Here is a 23,493-nt window from a genome sequence, read left to right as displayed (position 1 = left end):
GCGTCACGTGCCCATTCCCGACGAACGACACCGGGATCCGTACCAGGGCTTCCCGGGCCGGGTCGGCCGCACCTTCGCCACGTCCGAGCCGGCCTGGCCACAACCGCGTGCGGCCCGTCCGGGCGCGCCGAACGTGGTCGTGGTGCTGATCGACGACATGGGCTACAGCGACATCGGCCCGTTCGGCTCGGAGATCCCCACTCCCACTCTGGACCGACTCGCCGAGCGGGGCCTGCGGCTGACGAACTATCACACGATGCCGCTGTGCTCCCCCGCCCGGGCGGCGCTGCTCACCGGCCTGAATCCGCACCGGGTCGGCTACGCGATGGTGGCCAACGCCGATCCCGGCTTCCCGGGCTACGGCATGGAGATCTCGGACGACATCCCGACCCTGCCGCAGACCCTGCACGACGCGGGCTACGCGACCTTCGCGGTCGGCAAGTGGCATCTGGTGCGCGATTCGGCGTCCAATACGGCCGACCATCGCGGCAACTGGCCGCTCCAGAAGGGCTTCGACCGGTACTACGGCGTCCTGGAGGGGCTGACCAGCCTGTTCCATCCGCACCAACTGGTTCGGGACAACTCGCCGTTGGACATCGACGAGCTGCCCGAGGACTACTACTACACGGACGACATCACCGATCAGGCGATCGCGATGATCAAGGGCCTGCGCGCGCACGACCACGACAAGCCGTTCTTCCTCTATGTCGCGCACAACGCGGTGCACGGCCCGTTGCAGGCGAAGGCGGCGGACATCGCGGCACAGCGGGGCCGCTACGACCGGGGCTGGGACGTGTTGCGCGAGGAGCGCTTCGACCGGCAGCGGGCGGCCGGGCTGTTCGACCCGGGCACCCGGCTGCCCCGGCGCAACTTCGAGGCCGGGCAGGAGGTGGGCGCGTGGGCCGACCTGGAGCCGCGGACCCGGGAGTTGTACGCGCGGTACATGGAGGTCTACGCGGGCATGGTCGCGAACATCGACCACAACCTGGGCCGACTGGTGGACACCCTGGCGGCGCTCGGCGAGTTGGACAACACCGTCATCGTGTTCACCTCGGATAACGGCGGCACGGGCGAGGGCGGCGCCGAGGGCACCCGGGCCTACTTCAAGCGGTTCAATCAGCACCCGGCCAAGCCCGCCGACTGGCGCGGCGACATCGAGCTGGACCCGGACCTGATCGGCGGGCCGCGCAGCCTGATCCACTATCCGCGCGGCTGGGGCATGGCCTCGAACACGCCGTTTCGGCTGTACAAGGGCCAGACCTACGCGGGCGGGGTGCGGGTGCCGTTCGTGATCTCCTGGCCGGCCGGGTTGCGCGAACGCGGGGTGCGGCCGCAGTACCAGTACGTCACCGACGTGCTGCCCACGCTGCTCGACCTGGCCGGTGTGCCGGTTCCGCCGGAACGATCGGGCGCGCCGACGCAGGAGTTGGACGGGACCTCGTTCACGAACGTGCTCGCGGATCCGACCGCCGAGTCGCGGCATGGCGAGCAGTACAGCGAGATGGTCGGCAATCGCAGCTACTACCGCCACCCCTACAAGTTGGTGACGCACCACCGGGCGGGCGACGCGTACGACGACGAGGAATGGGCGCTGTACGACATCACCGCGGATCCGACCGAGATCGACGATCTGGCGGACCGACATCCGGAGGTGGTCCGGGAGTTGGCCGCCGCGTGGGAGGCCGCCGCGTGGCGCAACGGGGTGTTCCCGCTGGCCGACGGCGGGGGGCTCGCGCTGCGTGGGCCGGCCGAGGAGCGGCTGCGCCGGCCGGTGCGGTTGCTCGCGGGCACGCCGGAGCTGGAGCGTTATCGCTCGGCGAAGCTGATCACCTTCCGGGACTTCGAGGTGTCCATCGAACTGGGCGGGCACGGGGCCGCCGATCAGGGCGTGCTGGTCTCGCACGGCGATCAGGGCGGTGGGTACAGCGTCTATGTCGAGGACGGCCGGCTGTTCTTCGCCTACAACGAGTACGGCGAACTGCACGAGGTGGACGCGGGCGAACTGGCGCCGGGCACCCGGGTGGTGGTGCTCCGGGCACACGCGCGGCCGCACTTTCGCTGGGACTTCACGGTCGCGGTGGACGGCGAGGACGTGGCCTGGCTGGAGGGTGTGCACATCCTGATCGGGATGGCGCCGCTCCAGGGGATCAGCGTCGGCGTGGATCGCAAGTCGCCGGTGTCCTGGCCGCTGTGGGAGCGCCGTCGCTCGTTCCGCTATACGGGCGACCTGACCGCGGTCACCTACACCCCGGGGCCACCGGCCCCCTACGACCCGGAGACGGTCGTTCGCGCGCTGCGCGAGGCGGCGGCCACGTTCGAATAGCCCCGGTCCGACACGGTGACCGCTCGGCGACCGGGCGGTCACCGTGTCTCCCGCGTGCCCTACCGTGCTCCGATGCGACAGGAACAGGTCACGCTCGTACTGCCGGACTCGGCCGGGCCCAAGTATCGATCCTTCGCCGTGGACGGCGCCGAGTTCGTCCGGGCCGCGTGGTCCGGGGAGGGGGCGGCTCGGCAGACCCGCAAGGAGTTCGCCGATCCGGCCGCCGCGGTGGTGACGCTGCGTCGGGAGGTGGGCAAGGCGCTGCGGGCCGGGTTCGTCCGGCTGGGCGGGCCGGAGGATCCGGTGGTGTTGGAGTTCATGCCGCCGGGCAAGACCGCGTCGCGGGCGCTGGACCTGCATCCGGACGGGCACACGGTGCTGATCGCCTACGACGGCGCGATCCGCCTGGTGGACGTGGCCACCGGGATCCGGCGCACGGTGCACGCGGTACCGACGGACGAGCGGCCGACCGGCATCCGCAGCGTGTTGTTCGACGCGACCGGATCGGCGGTGGTCTACACCGTCGGCGGGTTCACGCGTCGGCTCGACCTGGTCACCCTGCGCGAGGAACAGCTCGCCGGTTACCGGCAGTTCGAGGACGCCCTGTTCAACCCGTACACCGTGCAGCCGTCCTGGGACGCGGCCCGTGAACGACTCGTGGTCTTCGACTCCGGCGACCGGGTGCGGGTCCTGGACGCGGCCGGTGCGCAGGTGTGCGAGGTCTCGACCGACTCGTCGACCACCGAGTGCCGGGCCGCCGCGCTGTCCGCGTCGGGCCGGCTGCTGGCGGTGTGGCGGGTCAGTCGTGGGTTGGTCTACGGGCACCGGGACGCGATGCAGGACTCGACCAACGAGGTCGAGGTGTGGGACGTGGCGACCGCTCGCCTGGCGGCCCGGGTGCCGCTCGCGTGGGAGATCGGCGACCTCGGCTTCGATCCGAGCGAGACCCTGCTCCTGGTGAACCGGGGCCGGGTGCACGGGCCGTTCGCCATCTCGATCGACACCGGCGAGCCGGCCTGGCACTTCACCGACCCGCACCACCCGAACGGTTGGAACACGTGCTACGCGTGGGCCTACTCACCGAACGGCAAGCGACTCGCGGTCGGCGGCCGTCGCACCGGCACGCTGCACGTGTACGACGCGGAACTGCGCGAGGCCGACGGGCGGGCCCTGCCCGGCCACGACGACCAACGAGTACGCCGCCTCGCCTTCTCCGCCGACGGCACCCTCCTGGCCACGGGCGGCGACTTCGGCCGGGTCTTCGTACGCCGGGTCTAGCGGGTCCTCGCGGGCGGCCCGACCGGCCGCGAAGCCGCCCGTGCGGACGACCGGGCAACGTGCTGCCCGATCACCCGCACGGGTGAACGAAGGGCTACGGGGTCTTCGCCGCGGCGCACAGTGCGGCGATCGACTCGTCGGTGCAGTCGGCCCAGAAGGCCCCGACGACGTCTTCCAACTGGGTCATCGAGCGGGCCGCGTACAGGATGTCCTGGTAGTGGGTGATGTCGTACTGCATCGTGCCCATCGACACCAGGTCGAGGTCGCGGATGTCGACGGTGCGGAACTCGCGGATCTCGCCGTAGGACGACATGATCCCCGCGCCGTACGCCTTGAGCACGCCCGCCTCGTGCATGACGCCGAATTCCAGGGTGAACCAGAAGACCTTGGAAACGAATTCCAGCGCCTCGCGGCTCTCCACCCGGCGGGCCGCCTCGCCGGCCACCCGGTAGAGCGCGGCGAACCGGTCCGAGGCGAGCATGTTCGCGTGCCCGATCACCTCGTGCACGACGTCCGGCTCGGGCGTGTAGAGCGGCACGCTGTGGTGGCGGATGTACTGCGTCGAGTGGAAGTACGAGTCGGCCAGTGATCCGTAGAAGTCGCGCAGCGGGACCAGGCCGGCCGCCGGCAGGTAACGGAACCCGGTGAGCGGTTGCAACGCGCCGCCGACCTCCTCCAACTGGGGGATCCGGTCGGTCGGCAGTTTCAGCCGCGCGGCACCCTCCAGATAGTCCGCGACCGCGTACTCCGCGTGTGCGATCGACAACTCGCGCGAGACCAGGCGCCAGACCTCGTGCTCCTCCTCGGTGTACTCGACCTCCGGGATCGGGTCGCCGCGGTGGTGCTTCAGGGCCAGCTCCGCGATGCGGTTGCGCCGCTCGCGATACACCGCGTCCGCGAACCCCGGGTGGCTGCGGGACAGCTCGACCTGGACTCCGCCGTCGGCCCTGCGGGTGACCGGGGCCAGATATTGGGCCTCCTCGAACATGGCGTCTCCTGATCGCATCGCCATCGGCTCGCCGGACGAGCCGAGGTACCCATACAGCACCAGTATGCGACGAATGCCTACTTTTCGGACTAATCGGTCCGGTGGGGGCGGTCGCGTGGATCGGCTATGCCTGCATCGAGACGGGATTCGGGCCCGCGTGGCAGGATCGCCCGTACATCGGGGAGGGCACCGTCGGGAGGGGGCGCGGTGGTGGATTCTCGCGGCATGGCCGGGGATCGTTCGAAGCGACGCGATGTGGTCGAGGCGCTCACCGAGACCTCCGACCATCTCGACTTCGCACTCGCCATGGTGCGCCGCATCGTCGGCGACCAGGAGCGACTGACCCAGTTGACCGAACGCATTCGCGAGATCGAGACGCGACTGCGCGACGATCGGTACTACCTCGCCGTGATCGGCGAGTTCTCGGCCGGCAAGAGCACGTTCATCAACGCACTGCTGGCCGAGGACCTGCTGCCCACCTCGGCGCTGCCGACCACGGGCGCGGCGACCAGGATCACCTACGGTGACGAGTTCGCCGTCGAGGTGCGCTTCAACGGCGACGGATACCGCTACGTCTACCCCTCCGGGCGCTACACCGGCGCGGCCAGTCCGCTCGGCGGGATGCTCGCCCAGTTGGCCCCGCACGTGGCCGTGCCCGACGACACGGCCGGCGTCCTGCGGCTGCTCACCGCCGACGACACCATCGCGCCGCACGTGCAAAGCCTGGAGGTGCGCCACCCCGCCGAGGCACTGCGCGACGGGCTGGTGATCATCGACACTCCCGGCACCAACGCCCGGGTCGGACACACCGAGATCACCCGCACGGTGATGCGCGACATCGCCGACGTCGCGGCGGTGCTCACCGCGTCCACGTCGCCCTCGCCGGTGTCGCTGGCCGAGTTCCTGACCGACGCGCTCGACCCCGGGCAACTGCGCCGTTGCATCGTCCTGGTCACCAAGATGGACCACATCGACGAGGACGAGCGGGAGGATCTGCTCGCCCACGTCCGGCAGCGGTTCGCCCGGATGCTGGGCGTGGCCGATCCGGTGATCGAGCCGGTGGCCGCCGAGCCGGTGGTCCGGCTCGCCTCCGGACGACCGTTGCGCGGACCGGAACAGGCCTACTGGGCCGAGGAGTTTCCTCGCACGCTGACCCGACTCCGGGACCTGATGCAGCGTCAGCGCATCGTCGCGGTATCCGACCACCTGCTCCGGCTCCTGGAGGACCTGCTCGAGGAACTGCGCCGCGAGGTGACCCTGGCCCAGCAGCGGCTGGACGCCGAGGAGGCCGAGCTCGCGGGCGCCCGGATCGCCGACATGGCCGCCTTCGTCCGGGCCCAACACGGGGAGACCGCACGCCTGCTCGGCGCCGGCGCCCAGCGCGCGCAGCAGGCGGTCGGCGGCATGGCCCCGCAGTGGTGGCGCTACACCCAGGCCGAGATCGACCACACGTTGGACGGCGCGGAGACCCCGGACGAACTGCGCGCGGTGATCGCGGTCCGCGCGCCCGAACTGATCCGCCAGGGCCTGCCCCGGATCGGCGACATCGTGCAGCAGGCCGTCACCGGCGCGCTGGCCACCGCCGCCGAGAGCGCCCGGGCCGCCGCCGACACCGCGTTCGAGGCGGCGTATCGCAAGCTCGGCGCGATCCACCGCCCGGCCGGCCCGGACCGGGTCACCGTGCTGACCGGGCATCAGCTCGCGGACGCGGCGATGCGTACATATCAGGACTCGGTCACCGGGGTCACCCAGCAGATCCGCGCCGTGCGACTCGATCCGGCCGGGCCGCGCACCCCCGGCGCCCGGATCGGCGGCGCGCTGGACCAGTGGTTCGGCGGCGCCCGCCACGGCGAGCCGGGAGCACCGTCCGGCCGAGCCGGCTTCGGCGGATTCATGGCCAAAGTGGCGGATTCACTCTCATCCACCGACATGACGGCCCTGCGGAACCGCGCACGCGTCGAAATGCATCAGACACTGCGAACCGTCGCCGACGGTTTGTCCCGACAGATCGACGAAGCCGTCGGCACGGCCACCACGCACTATTCGCTGGACGTCTCACAACACGTGGACCGCTACCGGGCCAGGTACGAGGCGACGGTCGCCGAACTGGTGACCGAGCATCACCGCCGTGAGGATATTCTCGCGGCTCGCAGAAGCCTGTTGCAGGACGCGGACAGGCAGACGGAACGGCGCCGCGACACGGTGAACAACCAACGCGAGCGCCTCACACGCCGGGGGGAATTCGGCAGATGAGCGACTACACGCACGACGACGACCTGTTCGCGATGGTCTCCGACGACACCATCGACACACTGGACACCGCCGACGGGGGCACTGTCGGGGCGGCACCACTGTGGGAGACCGACGCGGGCGGCGAGAGCAACGGCGCCTATCCCAACTCCACTCTGCCGTACACGGACCCGAACTTCGATCCGCTGCACGACCCGAACTACGACCCGTTCCACGCGGACAGCGACGGCGACGGCAAGATCGACATGTACGACCCGCACATGTTCGACCCCAACGACGGAGGCGACCCGGCCGCCACGCCCAGTCAGCAGTGGCGCGACGACCAGCTCGCGAACGACCCGTACGGCTCGGACCCGTACGCCGATCCCTACGGCGACCCGTACGGCAGCGACCCGTACGCCGACCCGCAGGGCGGCGACCCGTACGCCGACCCGGCGAGCTACCCGGGCACGGGCAACAGCGAGCCCGGTGTCCCCGCCGCGTGGGGCGCCGTCGACGACGGTTCGGGCAACTGGACGTACCACGCGCCGAACAACTGGACGCCGGCCGAGTTCGACGGCTTCGGCGACCCGGTCGGCGACGCGCAGTACTGGCAGCAGCAGGTCAGCCCGACGAGCTGCGCGGTGGTCTCCCAGGGGATGATCCTGGAGAAGCTCACCGGCCTGCCGTTGGACGAGAACGCGCTGATGACCGAGGCCCAGCAGGCCGGCATCTACGACCCGGAGAACGGCACCAGAACCGACGACATCGGCAAGCTGCTCGAAATGCACGGCGTGGACACCGACATGGTGCCGGGCGCCGACATGCAGCAGATGCTCGACGCGTTGGAGAAGGGCGATCAGGTCATCGTCGCCCTGGACGCTCAGGAGATCTGGTCCCCGATGCAGGACCCGGCCACCGGTGCGCCGATGGAGCAGGACCCCACGATGGGACACGCCGTGTGGGTCACCGGCATCGACACCCAGCCCGACGGCTCGGTCTACGTCCTGCTCAACGACCCCGGTGCGCCGTTCGGCCAGACCGAGCCGATTCCGCTCGCGGACTTCGTCAACGCGTGGCAGGACCGGGACACCACGATGATCGTCGCCCACCCGACGCACGCCTGATCGTTCGACATCACAACGGATTCGATGGGAGTAGGGACAACACATGTCGTTCGATCGTGAACACGTGCTGCGCCAGGCCGCACAGGTACAGCCGCGCCGACGCCCGGGCGTCGCGGGCCTGTTGAGCGGGATCCACCGCAGCGACGAGCTGCGCGGCTGGGTCACCATGGAATCGGTGGCGCTGCCGCCGGTGCCCGAGCGAACCGCGAACGGGTGGACGTTGTGGAGCCTGATCGGGGTCGGCAAGGCCACCCCGGGGCGCCGCGAACTGCCGATCCGCCCGGTGTGGGGCGCGGTCCAGTGGGCCTGGCCGTCCGAGGACGTGCTCCGGCACGTGAAGCTGACCGAGTTGCCCGAGGTCGCCAAGTCGATCGAGAGCACGATCGCGGACGAGGCCGCCTGGTCGTTGTCGATGCAGCCGGAGGCGCTGGCCGAGCGGGCTCGCTTCTTCCAGTCGCTCGGCCGCTTCCTGGCCGACCCCGAAGCGGACGCCAAGGGCGGCCCGCGGATCCTCGCCGGGCTGTACGCGCGGGTGATGCCCGAGGGGGCGGTGGCCGCGTACCACCGACTCGTGCCGAGCACGACCACGTGGTTGCGGGCCGGTGCGCCGCGTGAGGCGGCGGCGCGTCGCGACTCGGGCGACTCGCCCTCCGGCCGACCCGGCCCGTCGGGGCAGACGGCGGACCGGAGGCAGGCCCCGGCTCCGGGTCCGCGCCCGGCGGGCGACGCTTCGGCTGTTCCGGGGCCGAACCCGGGCTGGGCGGGTCGCCTCGCGGGCGGCCCGTCCGGCGCGGGCGGGTCGGCGGGCGCAGGCGGGTCGGCGGGCGCGGTCCCGCCGCCTGCCGCGCGGGTCGCGCGGGTCGCGCCCGGGGCGCCGGCTGCGCGCAGGCCCGCACCGGCCGGCGAGGTGCCCGCCGGCTCGGTGACCAGCCTGGTCAAGCAGGCCCCGTCGGCGACCACGCTCGGCCGTCGGATCAACGACGCCCAGGCGATCGCCGGCGACTTCGGCCTGGACGCCATCGCCGCCGAACTGGACCGGTTGCGGGCCCGCATGCGCCGGCCCGGGCTGCGGATCGCGGTGGTCGGCGAATTCGGCCGCGGCAAGTCCTCGCTGATCAACCGGCTGCTCGGCGCCCCCGTGTTGCCCGAGGGCCGGCACACCCCGGTCCCGCTGGTGATCGCCGCCGGGCCGGAGCCGCGCCTGGAGTTGCAGTTCGCCGACGGGCGGGCCGAACCCAGGCCGGCGGTGTCCGCGTCGTGGGACGAGGTGCACCGGCTGAGTGAGCGGGAGGACCCGGATCAGGTCCGACTGGTCGGCGTTCGGGTGCTCGTCGCCGACCCCGAGCTGGCCAAGCTGGACGTCGAGTTGGTGGACACCCCCGGTGTCAACGCCGGGCGCGGCAAGGGCACCGACGCCGAGGAGGAGGACCGCCGGACCGAGGACCTGGTCCGGCGCACCGTCGCGGCCAGCGACGCGGTGCTGATGGTGGTCTCCGCGAGCGCGCCGCTCGGCCTGTCCGAGACCGCGTTCCTGGAGGAGGAGGTGATCGCCCGGCACGTGCCGCGGATCACCGTGGTGGTGTCCAAGCTGGACACCGTCGACGAGGACGAGCGCGAGGACATCGTCGACTACCTGGGCGGCCGGGTGCGCCGCATCGCACCGACGCTGCAGGTGCTCGCCGGCCCGCATCGCGAGGATGTCTCGCCGGTGACCGGCGTGTTGGCGCGGATCACCGAGTACACCACCTCCGGCGGCCGGCGCAGCATGCGCTCGCGGCAGACCGCGGGCCAACTGCTCGCGCTGCTCGACGAGATGGCCCGGGTGGGCCGGGACGGCCTGGCCGCGGTCGAGCTGGGCGCGGCCGAACGGCGGCGCGCCGTCGAGCAGTCCGAGGTGGAGATCGACCGGATGTCCGCCGAGTGGGGCAAGGTCCGGGTCGAGCTCCAGCAGCGACGCACCCAGACCGCGGAGAAGTTCCGCGAGCACCTCCAGCTCTCGCGTGGCGACCTGTTGGACACGCTGCGCTACGAAATGGAGCGCGCGCCCGACCCGCGGACCTGGTGGGAGCGCGACCTGCCGTTCCGACTGCGCCGCGAACTCACGGCGATGGCCAAGAAGTTCGAGGCCCAGTTGCATTCCAGCGTGCAGGCCGACGTGCAATGGCTGGACGCCAAGATGAAGGTGCACTTCGGCCGCGGCAGCGGCTACCGGCTGGAGAAGGTCGAGCAGTTGTCCACCGAGTTCGAACTCGGCGAGGCGGAGTCGCTCGGCCTCAAGGACCTCAAGAGCCGCAAGCTCGCCTGGCGGATCGGCCCGACCGGCCTGGCCGTGCTCGGCGCGCTGTTGATCCCGCTCACCGGCGGCGTCTCCGCGCTGCCGATGGGGGCGAGCATGGCCGCCTCTGCCGGCGGCATGGTGCTCGGCGAGGTCAAGTCGACGTCGTTGACCGAGGGTCAGCGCGCCCAGGCGATGAAGGCCCTGGAGCCGACGGTCGAGGAGGTGCTCGGCGGCTTCTCCGAGGAGGTCTCCAAGCGCCTGCACACGCTCTACGCCGGCGTGATGGACGAGGCGGTGCGCGGCCAGAAGGCGTGGCGCACCGATCGACAGACCGCGCTGGCCAAGGTCGGCACCGATGGACCCGCATGGCAGGATCTCATCTCGCGCAGCGAGCAGCTCGGGGTGCAGCTCAACACCATGCTGGGTGCCAGGGGCTGACAGCCGTCGAGGAGGGGAGCGTTCAGGGTGGACAGGGGTCACGGGGCGGCCGATGGGGCCTACGCGGGTTACGGCGCGTGGCGGGCACGGCAGGAGACCCTGGTCGGCCTGATCGACCGGCTCACGCCGATCGTGGCCGGACTGCGGATCGGTGCGGGCGTCAAGAAGTTGGATTCGTTGAAGCAGCGGGCCGCGTCCGAGGCGTTCAAGGTGATGATCGTCGGCGAGTTCAAGCGCGGCAAGAGCACGGTGATCAACTCGATGCTCGGCGAGAAGGTGCTGCCCTCCTTCGCGCGTCCGTGTACCGCGATCATCAACGAGGTGACGTGGGGTGACACCCGCTCGGCGCTGATCTATCCGCTGGAGGCGGACGGTACGGCGGGCGATCCGCTGACCGTCGGCGTGGACGAGATCGCCGACTACGTCACCATCGGCGCGGACGACGACAACACCCCGAATCCGTACGAGCGGGCGGTGGTGCGCTGGCCGCTCGAACTGTGCCGCAACGGCGTCGTGGTGGTCGACTCGCCGGGTCTCAACGAGGCCCCCGAGCGCGAGAAGGTCACCCTGAACTACCTCGAACAGGCCGATGTGCTGGTGTTCGTGGTGGACTGCCAGGCCGCGATGTCGCGCAGCGAACAGCTCTTCCTGGACGTGCACGTCAAGGCGCGCGGACACGAGGACGTGTTCTACGTCGGCAACAAGATCAACCTGGTCGAGGAGGAGGAGCGCGAGGACGTGCAGCGGGAGATCCGCAAGCGCCTCTCGCCCTACCTCTCCCGCCCGGACCGGGTCTTCTTCGTCAACGCCCGGGCCGCGCTGACCGGCCGGCAAAAGGGCGACCCGGAGCTGCTGGCCGGCTCCGGGATGCCCGAACTGGAGCGCGGCCTGGAGGACTTCCTGACCCGCGAGCGCGGCCGGGCCAAGATCCTGTCGCCCGCCCGGGAGTTGAAGTACCTGCTGATCGAGGCGCGCGAACAGATCGACCGCAAGGAGGCGTTGCTGACCCAGGACGTCGAGGAGTTGCGGGCCACCTACGAGCGGGTCCAGGGTCCGCTGACCCGGCTGGAGCAAAATCGCCGGGTGATCGTCGCGCAGATGGAGGAGCACCTGCGCGAGACCCGCGGCGAGGTGGAGGCCGCGACCCGGCGGTTCATGGACCGGGTCGCCGCGAACATCCCGAACTGGGCGCAGGAGTACGACCCGAGCAACACCATCGGCGCCAATCCGTTCAACGCGCGGGAGAAGATGGAGGCGGCGGTCAAGGAGATCACCGACCATCTCTCCGGGCGGGTCCAGGTCGAGTTCGCCCAGTGGCAGGAGAGCGAACTCAAGCCGCTCGTCGCGCGCCGCGTCGAGGACATGGAACGCATGATCGACGACGACGTGAAGCAGTTCGTCACCCGCATCGACGAGATCCGCGCCTCGCTCACCGCCGGCCCGGTCGGCACCGACGAGGACGGCAAACCCTCGACGCCGATCGAGCGGCTGCTCGCGGACGCGGTCAGCTTCGTGCTCGACCCGGCGACCGCGGTCTCCGGCGGCAAATTCAACCTCAGGTCGATGCTCACCGCGCTGCTGCCGCAGATCGCGGTCGGCACGGCGGCCTTCCTGGTCGGCCTGGGCCCGTTCGTGATCCTCGGCGCGGTGCTCGGTTCGACCGTGTTCAAGGGCGCGCTGCAACTGAACAAGGCCAACCGCCGGCTCAAGGAACAGGTCGCCGAGCAGGTCCAGCTCGAACTGCGCAAGCAGGCCGACACCGACGTGACCAACCTGGGCGAAGAGGTGGTCAAGCAACTCCGCAAGATGCGCGACGCGATCGCCCAGGGCCTGGACGCCGAGATCAAGTCGATCCGCGACGAGGTGGGCGCGGCCCTGCGCACCAAGGAGCAGGGCGAGTCCGACGCCAAGCGCGAAAGCACCGAAATGCGCCGCTACGCCCAGGAACTCAACCGGGTGGACGAATCCCTGGCCGACCTCATCATGGACGTGGCCATGTGAAACCCCGGCAGCCGAGTCCACCTCGGCCCGGCCGACGTTCGAGGCCAAATCAGCCCGGCCGGCGCTTGAGGCCACTCAGCCCCGCCGGCGCTTGAGGCGAACCCGGCCCGGCGGGCGCAGAGGCCACCCTCAGTCCACCAGATCCCGCACGACCGCGTCCGCCAACAACCGCCCCCGCAAGGTGAGAACCGCCCGCCCACTCCCAAGCGGCTCCAGCAACCCGTCCCCCGCGGCCCGCTCCGCCGCCTTCCTCCCCGCCTCCGCAAGGAGCGAGAGCGGCACCCCCTCCGCCAACCGCAGTTCCAGCAGGATGCGCTCGACCCGGCGATCCTCCGCCGTGAGCAGCTCACGCCCCTGGCCGGGAGACACCCCCGCGGCCAGCCGCTGCGCGTACGCGGCGGGATGCCGGACGTTCCACCACCGCACGCCACCCACATGGCTGTGCGCCCCCGGCCCCGCACCCCACCAGTCGGCACCGGTCCAGTACAGCTCGTTGTGCCGGCAGCGCGCCGCGTCGTCGGCGGCCCAGTTGGACACCTCGTACCAGCCGAGCCCGGCGCCGGAGAACGCCTCGTCCGCCATCAGGTACCGGTCCGCGAGCACGTCGTCGTCCGGCATCGGCAACTCGCCGCGCCGCACCCGCCCGGCCAGCCGGGTCCCGTCCTCGACGATCAGCGCGTACGCCGAGACGTGGTCGGGCCGAGCCCCCAGCACCGCGTCCAGCGAGGCCCGCCAGTCGTCGTCGGACTCCCCCGGCGTGCCGTAGATCAGGTCCAGGTTGACGTGCTCGAACCCGGCCGCACGCGCGTCGGCCACACACTGCTCTGGCCGACCCGGGGTATGCCGGCGATCCAGGATCTGCAACACGTGTTTGCGCGCGCTCTGCATGCCGAACGACAGCCGGTTGAAGCCGCCCGCGAGCAGCGTGTCCAGGTAGGCCGGATCCACCGACTCGGGATTGGCCTCGGTGGTCACCTCGGCCCCGGCGGCGAGCCCGAACTCGTCCCGGATCGCACCCAGGATCCGAGCCAGGTCCGAAGCCGGCAGCAGGGTGGGCGTGCCACCGCCGAAGAACACCGTCTCCACCGGTCGGTCCACCTCGCCCAGCAGCCGCCGGGCCAGCCGGATCTCGGCGATCGCGTCGTCCGCGTAGGACCCCTGCGAGGCCGACCCGCCCAGCTCGGTCGCGGTGTAGGTGTTGAAGTCGCAGTAGCCGCACCGTGACGCGCAGTAGGGCACGTGCACGTAGAAGCCGAAGGGGCGACCCGCCCCCGCGAACTCGGCGAGTGCGGACGTGGGCAACGAACCGTCTTCGGGCACGGGCAGACCGTCGGGGGGTGCGGAGGGCATCCTCCCATTGTCCACGAGCCGGCGACCGGCCTCGGCGATCGTCGATCCGCGCGGTCCGCCCCGGGCTCAGGTGACCAGCGTGTCCTTGTACATGTCGTCGAGCAGTTCCGCGTACTCCCGCTCCACCGCCCGTCGCTTGACCTTCAGGCTGGGCGTCAGCTCGCCGTGCTCCACGCTCAGGTCGCGCGGCAGGATGGCGAACTTCTTCACCGTCTGCCAGCGCTGCAGCCCGGCGTTGAGTTCCTCGAGACAATCGGCGATGAGCGCGCGTGCCTCGGCGCTGCCGGCCAGTTCCTCGTACGAGCTGTCCCGCAGTGCCGGTCGGTCGGCGGCCCAGCCCCGGATCGCGTCCGGGTCCAGGGTGATCAGCGCGGAACAGAAGTTGCGGCTCTCGCCGTGCACCAGGATGTTGCTGACGTACGGGCACATGCCCTTGAAGCGCCCCTCGATCTCGCTGGGCGCCACGTACTTCCCGCCCGACGTCTTGATCAGGTCCTTCTTGCGGTCGGTGATCCGCAGGAAGCCGTCCTCGATCACCGCGATGTCGCCGGTGTGCAGCCAGCCGTCCTCGGTGAGCACCTCGGCCGTGGCCTCGGGGTTGTTGTGATAGCCCTGCATCACCGCCGGGCCGCGCACGAGCAGCTCGCCGTCCTCGGCGATCCGCAGCTCCGAGCCGGGCAGCACCACGCCGACGGTGCCGATGCGGTGCGCGTCGTAGCGGTTGACCGAGCTGCCCGCGCTGGCCTCGGTCAGGCCGTAGCCCTCCAGGATGGGGATGCCGATCGCGTCGAAGAACTCCGCGACGTCGGGCGAGAGCGCGACACTGCCGGATATACAGCCCTTGAGCCGGCCGCCGAACAGGTCGCGCAGCTTGGCGAAGACGAGCCGATCGGCCAGCCGATACCTGGCCTCGGACAGCGCGGAGGGCGTACGACCGGCCTGCCGGGTCTGCGACATCTCCCGACCGACGCCGATCGCCCACCGGAAGATCCGATACTTGAGGCCGCCCTCGGCCCGCATCCGCATGTGCACGGAGTTGTACACCTTCTCGAACACCCGTGGCGCGGCGGCCATGAAGGTCGGGCGCACGATCGGGAGGTTGGTGATCAGCTTGGGGATGCGACCGTCGATCGCGGTCGGGTAGCCGATCCGGATCTGGCCGGACATCATCACCTTGCCGTAGCAGTGCGCGAGCGGCAGCCACAGGTACTGCAACTCGTCCATGTCGGTCAGCCCCATCGCGGCCTGCGCGGCGGCCTGATAGGCCCACGTGTCGTGGGCGAGCCGAACTCCCTTGGGCCGGCCGGTGGTTCCGGAGGTGTAGATCAACGTCGCGAGCTGGTCCCGGGTGATCGCGGCGACCCGGGTCTCGATCAGATCCGGCTCCTTCGCCAGCCGGGCGCGGCCGAGTTCCTCCAGTTCGGCGAGGGTGAGCACCCAGTCGTCGCCGTCCCGGTCGGGCGTGTGGTCGAAGACGATCACCTTGCGCACCGCGCCGAGGGCGGCCCGCTCGCCGCGCAGCTTGGCGAGTTGGGCGTCGTCGGCGGCGAAGGCCGCCACGCTGCCGGAGTCGGCCAGGATGAAGGCCGCCTCGTCGGCGTTGGTGGTCGGATAGACGGTGGTGGTGGCCGCTCCGGCGCACATGACGCCCAGGTCGGCGAGTACCCAGTCCAGCCTGGTCTCGGCGACGATCGCGACCCGGTCCTCGGGTTCGACCCCCAGCACCACCAGGCCGGCGGCGATCGCCTTGGCCCGGTCGCCGGCCTGTCCCCAGGTGAGCGAACGCCATTCCTCGCGGTCGCCGTCACCCACCGCCACCGGGTGCCGATACGCCTCGCGTTCGGGCGTCGCGCGAATGCGCTCCAGGAAGTCCACGGCGATGGACGGTGGGCGGTGGTCGATGCCGACCGACTCTGGACTCACTGCGGCCTCCTGCTCCTGGGCGGCTGACGGCCCGGGGATGTCGACCCGGGTGGATCCCGGGCTGCGCGGTTCAGGGAGTGCTGGCAATGCCGAGTACCGGTATCGATACCGGTATCGGCGGGGGTGAGAGCCCGATGTCGGTAGCGGCCGGGGGGGAGCGTCAGGTATCGCGGGAGCAAAAAAGCAAAGCGGGTGCATCGGTTCTGCCCGATGCACCCGCAACGTACGCCGCCGCAGGGCTACGCGGTAGTAGCTTCGCCCGGATCCGTCCGCGAATCGCGCGCGCCACACCCGCCGTGCCCGGCCGCGGTGTCCTGCTTTCCCGCCGCCTGCTTGCCGCCTACCTCTTCCCGCCTACTTCTTGCCGCCGCTGTCGTCGGTGGACAGCGCCGCGATGAAGGCTTCCTGCGGCACCTCCACACGGCCGACCATCTTCATCCGCTTCTTGCCTTCCTTCTGCTTCTCCAGCAGCTTGCGCTTGCGGCTGATGTCACCGCCGTAGCACTTGGCGAGCACGTCCTTGCGGATCGCGCGGATGTTCTCGCGGGCGATCACCCGGGCCCCGACCGCGGCCTGGATCGGCACCTCGAACTGCTGACGCGGAATCAACTCGCGCAGCTTCTTGGTCATCTCGACGCCGTAGCTGTACGCCTTGTCCTTGTGCACGATCGCGCTGAACGCGTCGACGGCCTCGCCCTGGAGCAGGATGTCGACCTTGACCAGCGCGGATTCCTGCTCGCCGGTGGTCTCGTAGTCGAGCGACGCGTAACCGCGGGTCTTGGACTTGAGCGCGTCGAAGAAGTCGAACACGATCTCCGCGAGCGGCAGCGTGTAGCGCAGCTCCACCCGGTCCTCGGAGAGGTAGTCCATCCCGATCTGGACCCCGCGCCGGGTCTGGCACAGGTCCATGATCGTGCCGATGTACTCGCTCGGCGCCAGGATCGTGGCGCGCACCACCGGCTCGTGCACCTCGGCGATCTTGCCGCCGGGGAACTCGCTCGGGTTGGTCACCGTGTGCTCGGTACCGTCCTCCATGACCACGCGGTAGACCACGCTCGGCGCGGTGGAGATGAGCTCCAGGTTGAACTCGCGCTCCAACCGCTCCCGGACGATCTCCAGGTGCAGCAGGCCCAGGAAGCCGCAGCGGAAGCCGAAGCCGAGCGCGACCGAGGTCTCCGGCTCGTACACCAGCGCGGCGTCGTTGAGCTGGAGCTTGTCGAGCGCGTCGCGCAGCTCGGGGTAGTCCGACCCGTCCAGCGGATACAGGCCGGAGAACACCATCGGCTTCGGGTCCTTGTAACCGCCGAGCGCCTCGGTCGCACCGTGGTGCAACGAGGTGATCGTGTCACCGACCCGGGACTGCCGAACGTCCTTCACGCCGGTGATGATGTAGCCGACCTCGCCGACGCTCAGGCCGTCGGACGGCTTGGGCTCGGGCGAGATGACGCCGATCTCCAGGAGTTCGTGGGTCACCCCCGTCGACATCATCTGGATCCGCTCGCGCTTCTTCAGGTCGCCGTCGACCACCCGGACGTAGGTGACCACGCCCCGGTACGAGTCGTAGACCGAGTCGAAGATCATCGCGCGGGCGGGCGCGTCCTTGGCCCCGATCGGCGGCGGCACCAGACGAACGCACTCGTCCAGCAGTTCGGGCACACCCACACCGGTCTTGCCGGAGACCTTGAGCACGTCCTCCGGGTCGCAGCCGATGATGTGCGCGAGCTCGGCCGCGTACTTCTCGGGCTGGGCGGCCGGCAGGTCGATCTTGTTCAGCACCGGGATGATCTGGAGGTCGTTCTCCAGCGCCAGGTAGAGGTTGGCGAGCGTCTGCGCCTCGATCCCCTGGGCCGCGTCGACCAGCAGGATCGCGCCCTCACAGGCGGCGAGCGAACGGGACACCTCGTACGTGAAGTCCACGTGACCGGGGGTGTCGATCATGTTGAGGATGTGGGTCCGACCATCGGGGGCCGTCCACGGCAGCCGCACCGCCTGCGACTTGATGGTGATTCCGCGCTCACGCTCGATGTCCATGCGGTCGAGGTACTGCGCGCGCATCTGTCGCGCATCGACCACACCGGTGATCTGAAGCATCCGGTCGGCGAGCGTCGACTTGCCGTGGTCGATGTGGGCGATGATGCAGAAGTTCCGGATCAGCGCCGGGTCGGTACGGCTGGGCTCCGGCACGTTCACTGGCGGGGTCGCGGGCACGCGGGCTTCCAGATTCTCGATCGGGTGGACTGGCGAGGGCTTGCGAGGGTCGTGCGGTCTCGGGGTCTTGCGAGGTCCTGCGGGTGGCACGTGGGATCGGTGTGGGATCGCCGGTGTTCCCCACATCGTCCCATGCGGCATGGGTGAGCCGCGTTGGTGGAGCCGGCGAGGGCGATTCGAGTCGCGTCCGGCGCGGGTTCGGGGGCGGTGAGCCGTCCGGGTGTTTGTGGACCCGTTGATCACTGGTAATCTGATGGATCGCGTGTGGCGTACGTGTCTCTGCCACGCAAGTCAACGTCCGGACGGGCCCTCTCCCTGGATCGGATCCCGACCTAGTACTCAGAAGGCTCTTTCGTGGCGAACATCAAGTCCCAGATCAAGCGCAACAAGACGAACGAGATTGCGCGTCAGCGCAACAAGGCCGTCAAGTCGGAGCTCAAGACCTTCGTGCGCAAGGCGCGCGAGGCGGCCGAGGCCGGCAACGTCGAGCAGGCCGAGGCGCTCACCCGTCTCGCGGCCCGCAAGCTCGACAAGGCCGTCAGCAAGGGTGTCATCCACAAGAACCAGGCCGCCAACAAGAAGTCGGCGCTGGCGAAGCGGGTCGCGACGGCCAAGGCCTGATTCGCGGCACCCTTCACGGGGTGACATTCGAGCGATTGCGCTCGCAGTGACTTCGAAGGCGCCGTCCCCGGGATTCCGGGGGCGGCGCCTTTGTGGTGGGCGGCCTGTTCGTGGCAGGTGACCTGCCTCTGGTGGGCGGCCTGTCCGTGGTGGGCGCAGGGCGTGCTCCCGTCAGATGTTGCGGACCGTGGAGACCGTCACGACGGCCTTCTCCAGCGCATAGGCCGGGTCCGTGCCGCCGCCCTTGACCGCCGCGTCGGCGTCGGCGACGGCGCACAGCGCGCGCACGATGCCGTCGGGGGTCCAGCCGCGCAGTTGTTGGCGCACCCGGTCCACCTTCCACGGCGGCATGCCCAGGTCGCGGGCCAGGTCGTTCGGCCGGGCGTTGCGCGGGGCGGCGCCGACCCGGGCGATCTGCCGCACACTCTGCGCGAGCGCGCTGGTGACCATGACCGGCGCGACGCCGACCGACAGCGCCCAGCGCAACTGCTCCAGCGCCTCGGCGGTACGACCCTCGACGGTCTTGTCGGCCACGGTGAAGCTGGACGCCTCGGCGACCCCGCTGTAGTAGCGCGCGACCACTTCCTCGTCGACCACGCCGTCGGTGTCCGCCATCAACTGGCTGCACGCGGACGCCAATTCGCGCAGGTCGTTGCCGATCGCCTCGACCAGGGTGCGACACGCGTCCTCGGTGAGCGAGCGACCCGCGATCCGGAACTCGGAACGGGCGAACGCGACCCGGTCGCCGACCTTGGTGACCTTGGGGCAGGTGACCTCGCGCACGCCGACCTTGCGGACCGCGTCCAGGAGGTTCTTGCCCTTGGGCCCGCCGAGATGGGCGAGGACGAGCACGATCTCGTCGGCGGGATCGGCGATCAGCTTCTTGACCTCGCCGGCCAGGTCCGTCCCGAGGTCCTGCGCGGACCGGATCACGATCACCTTGCGCTCGCCGAACAACGACGGGCTGGCCAACTCGGACAACATCCCCGCCTGCAGTGCGCCCGGCGCGAGATCGCGCACATCGGCGTCGGGGTCCTGCGCCCGCACGGCGCGCACCACCTCGCCGATCGCCCGATCCACCAGCAATTCCTCGGCCCCGACGACAAGCGTCACCGGCGCGAGCGGATCATCCTGCATTCTCCTGGCCACCCGACCAAGCATCCCACGCCCGACGGACACGCCTCCCCCGCGTCGCCGGCGCACGGGGACGGGGGATGTGGACGGGGCGCGGAGCCGATCCGGACGGGCCGAACAGGGCCATGGGCGGCTCGTGTACCGCCCTCCGGGCAGCGGCGCTCGATGTACGCCCGATCCTCGTCGTACCGGGCGACATCGGCCGGCGCCCGCGCCGCGTCGGAGCCGGCCGGGCGGGGTGCGGGGGTGGGCTTGTGTGCGGGGTCGTGGTGGGCCGGGGGCGACGGCCGGTACCACCGCCGGGGTCGGAGCGGGAAGGCGGTCGGCGTGTGCCGGGGTGTCGGGGCCTCGGGCCACCGCGTCGAGGTGGGCGGGAGAGCCGGTCACCGCGATCGGGCCGTCGGTGTCGGTGCGCAGCAGGCGGGCGCCGGTGGCCGCGACCAGGGCGCGCGCGGACGGGGACGGATGGCCGTACGGGTTGCCCTTGCCCACCGAGACGAGCGCGAGGCGTGGATGCAATCCGAGCACCAGGCCCGGATCCTGGCGCGAGGAACCGTGATGGGCGACCTTGAGCACATCCACCCGGAGCCCGGCCAGCCGGTCCCGCAACGCCTCCTGGGCCTCGATCTCGGCATCCCCGGTGAGCAACATGCGAACGCCGTGCCGCTCGGCCAACACCACGAGACTCGCGTTGTTGGCCACCGATCCACCCACCGCGCTCCCCACCGGCAGCCCCCGAACCGGCGCCGACTCCCGTGCCCCGGGCCCGGCCCACGGGCGACCGGGAGCAAGGTCGCCCGCTCCGGTGATCGGGACCCCGACACCCGAGGGCGGCAACGCAGGCCCGCCGACCCGGGCGTCGGACACCCCGGGCACGGACACGTCGGCCCGGCGGATGGCCGGTGCGACCGAGTCGGTGGTCCGCCGGCCGGACAACGGCAGCCGGGCGGCATCGACGCCCGAGGCGGCAACGAACTCGGCCGGGACAGCGGCCGGCATGTCGGACAGGAGGCTGCGGGCGCCGACGGATCCGGCCGGCGCATCGGGTGACCACGACACCTCGGGGCAGGGGCACGAAGCCGGGCCGAGGGTGGCGGGGTGGGCCGCCCGGACGCCGGGCGGGAACGACGAGGCGGGTGCGGAACATGCGTCGCAGCCCGGGCCGGCCGGCGCGTCGAGTCGTGTCGGTGGGGCCGACCCGGGCTGCGAAGGAGGTGCCTGATCGGGCCTCCGGATGCCCGACGGGCCCGACGCCCGTGGTGGGGGCGGCTTCGGTTGCGAGGCGGGGGTCGGATCGCGGGGCCGGGTGGTCGGCGCGTCGAGTCGAGGTGGGACCACGGGCGGGGTCCCGGCGGGGCGTGGTGGTTCGGGCAGGTGGGTGAGGGGTGCGTCTCGGAGTGGGCCGGGGTTCGGGGTGCGTGGGCCGGGACGAAGGCGGAGGGCCGTCGGGGGTGGGGCGAGGGTTTGCCAGGTCAGGGCGGCTCGGCTGCGGCGTTCGGCGTCGGTGGGGGTGGACAACGCGATGCCGGCTGCGGTGGCCCAGCGGCGCACTCGGGTGACCTCGGCCATCGGTTCGAGGACCGAGGTGCCCTGGATCAGACCCACCGCGCGATCGCGCAACGCGCCCGGGAGGCCCTCGACATGGTCGGCGTGGAAGTGGCTGAGCAGGATCAGCGGCAGCCGCCGGATCCCGAGGTCGCGCAGGCAGCGGTCGACCGCGCGTGGATCCGGGCCGGCGTCGACCAGGACACCCGTACCGGGACCGGCGTTGAGCACGATCGCATCGCCCTGGCCGACGTCGCACATCACCAGGTGCCAGTCCGGGGGCGGCCAGCCGGTCAGCGGGCGAACCACGGCCGGTGGACGCAGCAGGAGCACCACGGCGAGGAGCGCGAGCAACGCGGCGGTCGTGGCGCGCGATCCGCCGAACGGGGTGGACCGCGGCCGACGCAGCGCGCGCAGCGTCGGCACGGCCGCAACGGTGATCGCGGCGAGCACCGCGCCGCCGAAGAGGCCGGTCGGCCAGGTGACGGCCGCACCGGGCAGCGCGGCGCCGGTGTGGGCCACGGTCACGATCCATCGGATCGGCCAGGAGCCCAACCACGCCGCCGCCTGCGCGAGCGGCAGGCAGACCGGCGCGAGCACGAGGGCGACGAAGCCGAGGATCGTGGCCGGCGCGACCGCGAACTCGGCGAGCAGGTTGCACGGTACGGCCATCAGTCCGACCCGGCCGGCAAAGCTCACCACGAGCGGCCCGCACACGGCCTGCGCGGCCAGCGGCACGGCAACCGGGACCGCCGCCCACTTCGGCCAACCTCGGGCACACAGCCGCGCGGCCCAGTGCGGCGCGAGCAGCAACAGCGCCCCCGTGGCCAGCACGGACAGCGCGAACGCGTACGAGCGGGCCAGGGTCGGATCGAACAGCACCAGGCCCAATACCGCGACGGCGAGCGCGGGAAGGCCGCGCCGGGGCCGCCCGGTGTACAGCGCGGCCAGGGTGACCAGGCCCATCACCGCGGCCCGCAACACGCTGGGTTCGGGCCGGGCCACCACCACGAAGCACGCGACGGCCACCGCGCCGGTGATCGGCAGCGCCCGACCGCGCAGTCCGCCGCGGCGCAGCACCAGCAGCACGAAGCCGAGCAGGATCGTGATGTTGGTGCCGCTCACTGCGGTCAAATGGGTGAGTTCGGTGGTCCGGAAGTCGGCTTCGAGGTCGGCGGGAAGCATGCCGGTATCCCCGACGACCAGCCCCGGGAGCAGGCCGCGAGCGGCGGGCGGCAGGTCCGCGCAGGCCGCGCGCAGGTGGGCCCGGAGTCGACCCGCGAAGCGCTGATGGGCTGCCGGAGCACCGATCCGCTCCGGGGCGGATCGCACCAGGAGGAGGGCCTGCCCGCCCTTGCCCGGAACGAGGCGACCATGGGCGCGGATCGGCGTGCTCGGCAACAGCCCGAGCCAGGAGCCGGCCTCGGGGCCGGTGGCCAGGACGGTGACGGGGGTACGAACTCGCGTACCACCCGGGATGCTTGCGCCCAGGGATCGGCCGGTTCCGCTCGCCGGGTCGGTCCGAGTCGAGGAGCCGGGTGCGACGCGCACGTGGTCGATGCGGGCGGCGAAGACCGTGGGTGGCCCACCGAGTTCGCTGCCGCGCACCCGAGTGCCCCGGCGCTCCGGGTCGGTGCGTACGGTCAGCTCGACGGTGGCTTCGGCCTGCCGGCCGGCCGCGGCGGCGACCGGGCCGGCGTGGTCGGCGGCGGTGCGCAGGCCGGCCACCAGACCACCGGCCGCGAGACAGACGAGCACGACGGCCACCGTCGCCCGGCGACGGACGGTGGGCAGCCGCGCGAGCACGGCGGCGCCCAGGACCGCGCCTGCGCTCGCCGTCACCGTGGCCCGGAGGGGCACCAGCGGCGCGATCCACGCCGCCGTCCAGACGGCGAGCGCACCGGGCAACAGGCGCGCATCCGCCGAACGCTCCCGCCGGCCGGCCCCGGTCGCCTGGCCATGGGCCATCAGGCCGCGGCCGTGTCGCGGTCGGGCCGGCACCGCCGCACGCCACGCCTTTCGTCGCACTTGCGCCCCGAGCCCACGGACG

Annotated in this window: 12 protein-coding genes; 7 read left to right on the top strand and 5 right to left on the bottom strand. The window is 71.3% G+C overall.

Annotation, left to right across the window (positions count from 1 at the left end; all coding sequences use genetic code 11):
* Positions 1–7 precede the first annotated feature (7 nt).
* Positions 8–2,323, top strand: coding sequence for an arylsulfatase (locus tag ABZ374_RS00725; protein WP_360304598.1), 2,316 nt, complete (start codon positions 8–10; stop codon positions 2,321–2,323).
* Between the two features lie 72 nt (positions 2,324–2,395).
* Positions 2,396–3,601, top strand: coding sequence for a hypothetical protein (locus ABZ374_RS00720; RefSeq protein ID WP_360304596.1), 1,206 nt, complete (start codon positions 2,396–2,398; stop codon positions 3,599–3,601).
* Between the two features lie 94 nt (positions 3,602–3,695).
* Here ABZ374_RS00720 and ABZ374_RS00715 read toward each other — a convergent pair whose 3' ends face one another.
* Complete coding sequence (locus ABZ374_RS00715) at positions 3,696–4,589, bottom strand: phenylalanine 4-monooxygenase (RefSeq protein ID WP_360304594.1); 894 nt, start codon at positions 4,587–4,589, stop codon at positions 3,696–3,698.
* 225 nt (positions 4,590–4,814) lie between these two features.
* Here ABZ374_RS00715 and ABZ374_RS00710 point away from each other — a divergent pair, with 225 nt between their 5' ends.
* Genes ABZ374_RS00710 through ABZ374_RS00695 form a run of 4 tightly spaced genes read left to right on the top strand, consistent with a single transcriptional unit; the run spans position 4,815 to position 12,662 of the window.
* On the top strand, positions 4,815–6,842 hold the full coding sequence (locus ABZ374_RS00710; RefSeq protein ID WP_360304592.1) for a dynamin family protein: 2,028 nt from the start codon (positions 4,815–4,817) through the stop codon (positions 6,840–6,842).
* Positions 6,839–7,945, top strand: a complete 1,107-nt coding sequence (locus ABZ374_RS00705) for a hypothetical protein (RefSeq protein WP_360304590.1) — start codon at positions 6,839–6,841, stop codon at positions 7,943–7,945. The genes ABZ374_RS00710 and ABZ374_RS00705 overlap by 4 nt, the downstream gene beginning before the upstream one ends.
* Before the next feature lie 43 nt (positions 7,946–7,988).
* Positions 7,989–10,661, top strand: coding sequence for a dynamin family protein (locus ABZ374_RS00700; RefSeq protein ID WP_360304588.1), 2,673 nt, complete (start codon positions 7,989–7,991; stop codon positions 10,659–10,661).
* 27 nt (positions 10,662–10,688) lie between these two features.
* On the top strand, positions 10,689–12,662 hold the full coding sequence (locus tag ABZ374_RS00695) for a dynamin family protein (protein ID WP_360304586.1): 1,974 nt from the start codon (positions 10,689–10,691) through the stop codon (positions 12,660–12,662).
* A gap of 129 nt (positions 12,663–12,791) precedes the next feature.
* On the opposite strand, the gene hemW is transcribed toward ABZ374_RS00695, so the two are convergent.
* From hemW to lepA, 3 genes are all read right to left on the bottom strand, one after another.
* Positions 12,792–14,012 (bottom strand): radical SAM family heme chaperone HemW, encoded by a 1,221-nt coding sequence (gene hemW, locus ABZ374_RS00690; protein WP_360304584.1) that lies wholly within the window; start codon positions 14,010–14,012, stop codon positions 12,792–12,794.
* 66 nt (positions 14,013–14,078) lie between these two features.
* The gene (locus tag ABZ374_RS00685) at positions 14,079–15,935 is read right to left on the bottom strand and encodes a long-chain fatty acid--CoA ligase (protein WP_360304582.1); all 1,857 of its coding nucleotides are present in this window, start codon (positions 15,933–15,935) and stop codon (positions 14,079–14,081) included.
* Between the two features lie 354 nt (positions 15,936–16,289).
* On the bottom strand, positions 16,290–18,143 hold the full coding sequence (lepA, locus tag ABZ374_RS00680; protein WP_360304580.1) for a translation elongation factor 4: 1,854 nt from the start codon (positions 18,141–18,143) through the stop codon (positions 16,290–16,292).
* Between the two features lie 354 nt (positions 18,144–18,497).
* On the opposite strand from lepA, the gene rpsT reads away from it, so the two are divergent.
* On the top strand, positions 18,498–18,764 hold the full coding sequence (rpsT, locus tag ABZ374_RS00675; RefSeq protein WP_078977364.1) for a 30S ribosomal protein S20: 267 nt from the start codon (positions 18,498–18,500) through the stop codon (positions 18,762–18,764).
* 171 nt (positions 18,765–18,935) lie between these two features.
* Here the strand turns inward: rpsT and holA are convergent, their stop codons facing one another.
* The gene (holA, locus tag ABZ374_RS00670; protein WP_360304578.1) at positions 18,936–23,411 is read right to left on the bottom strand and encodes a DNA polymerase III subunit delta; all 4,476 of its coding nucleotides are present in this window, start codon (positions 23,409–23,411) and stop codon (positions 18,936–18,938) included.
* Positions 23,412–23,493: the final 82 nt, after the last annotated feature.

The organism is Embleya sp. NPDC005971 (genome assembly GCF_040629175.1).
In the GTDB taxonomy this organism is placed as follows: Bacteria; Actinomycetota; Actinomycetes; order Streptomycetales; family Streptomycetaceae; genus Embleya.
Note: the sequence above shows the minus strand (reverse complement) of the source record. Positions and strands in the feature narration are given on the sequence as shown.

Bases quoted from the DNA above. Each gene is read 5' to 3' on its own strand.
- ABZ374_RS00720 (WP_360304596.1), top strand. From the start codon at position 2,396: ATGCGACAGGAACAGGTCACGCTCGTACTGCCGGACTCGGCCGGGCCC.
- ABZ374_RS00715 (WP_360304594.1), bottom strand. From the start codon at position 4,589: ATGTTCGAGGAGGCCCAATATCTGGCCCCGGTCACCCGCAGGGCCGAC.
- ABZ374_RS00710 (WP_360304592.1), top strand. From the start codon at position 4,815: ATGGCCGGGGATCGTTCGAAGCGACGCGATGTGGTCGAGGCGCTCACC.
- ABZ374_RS00705 (WP_360304590.1), top strand. From the start codon at position 6,839: ATGAGCGACTACACGCACGACGACGACCTGTTCGCGATGGTCTCCGAC.
- ABZ374_RS00700 (WP_360304588.1), top strand. From the start codon at position 7,989: ATGTCGTTCGATCGTGAACACGTGCTGCGCCAGGCCGCACAGGTACAG.
- hemW (WP_360304584.1), bottom strand. From the start codon at position 14,012: ATGCCCTCCGCACCCCCCGACGGTCTGCCCGTGCCCGAAGACGGTTCG.
- holA (WP_360304578.1), bottom strand. From the start codon at position 23,411: ATGGCCCATGGCCAGGCGACCGGGGCCGGCCGGCGGGAGCGTTCGGCG.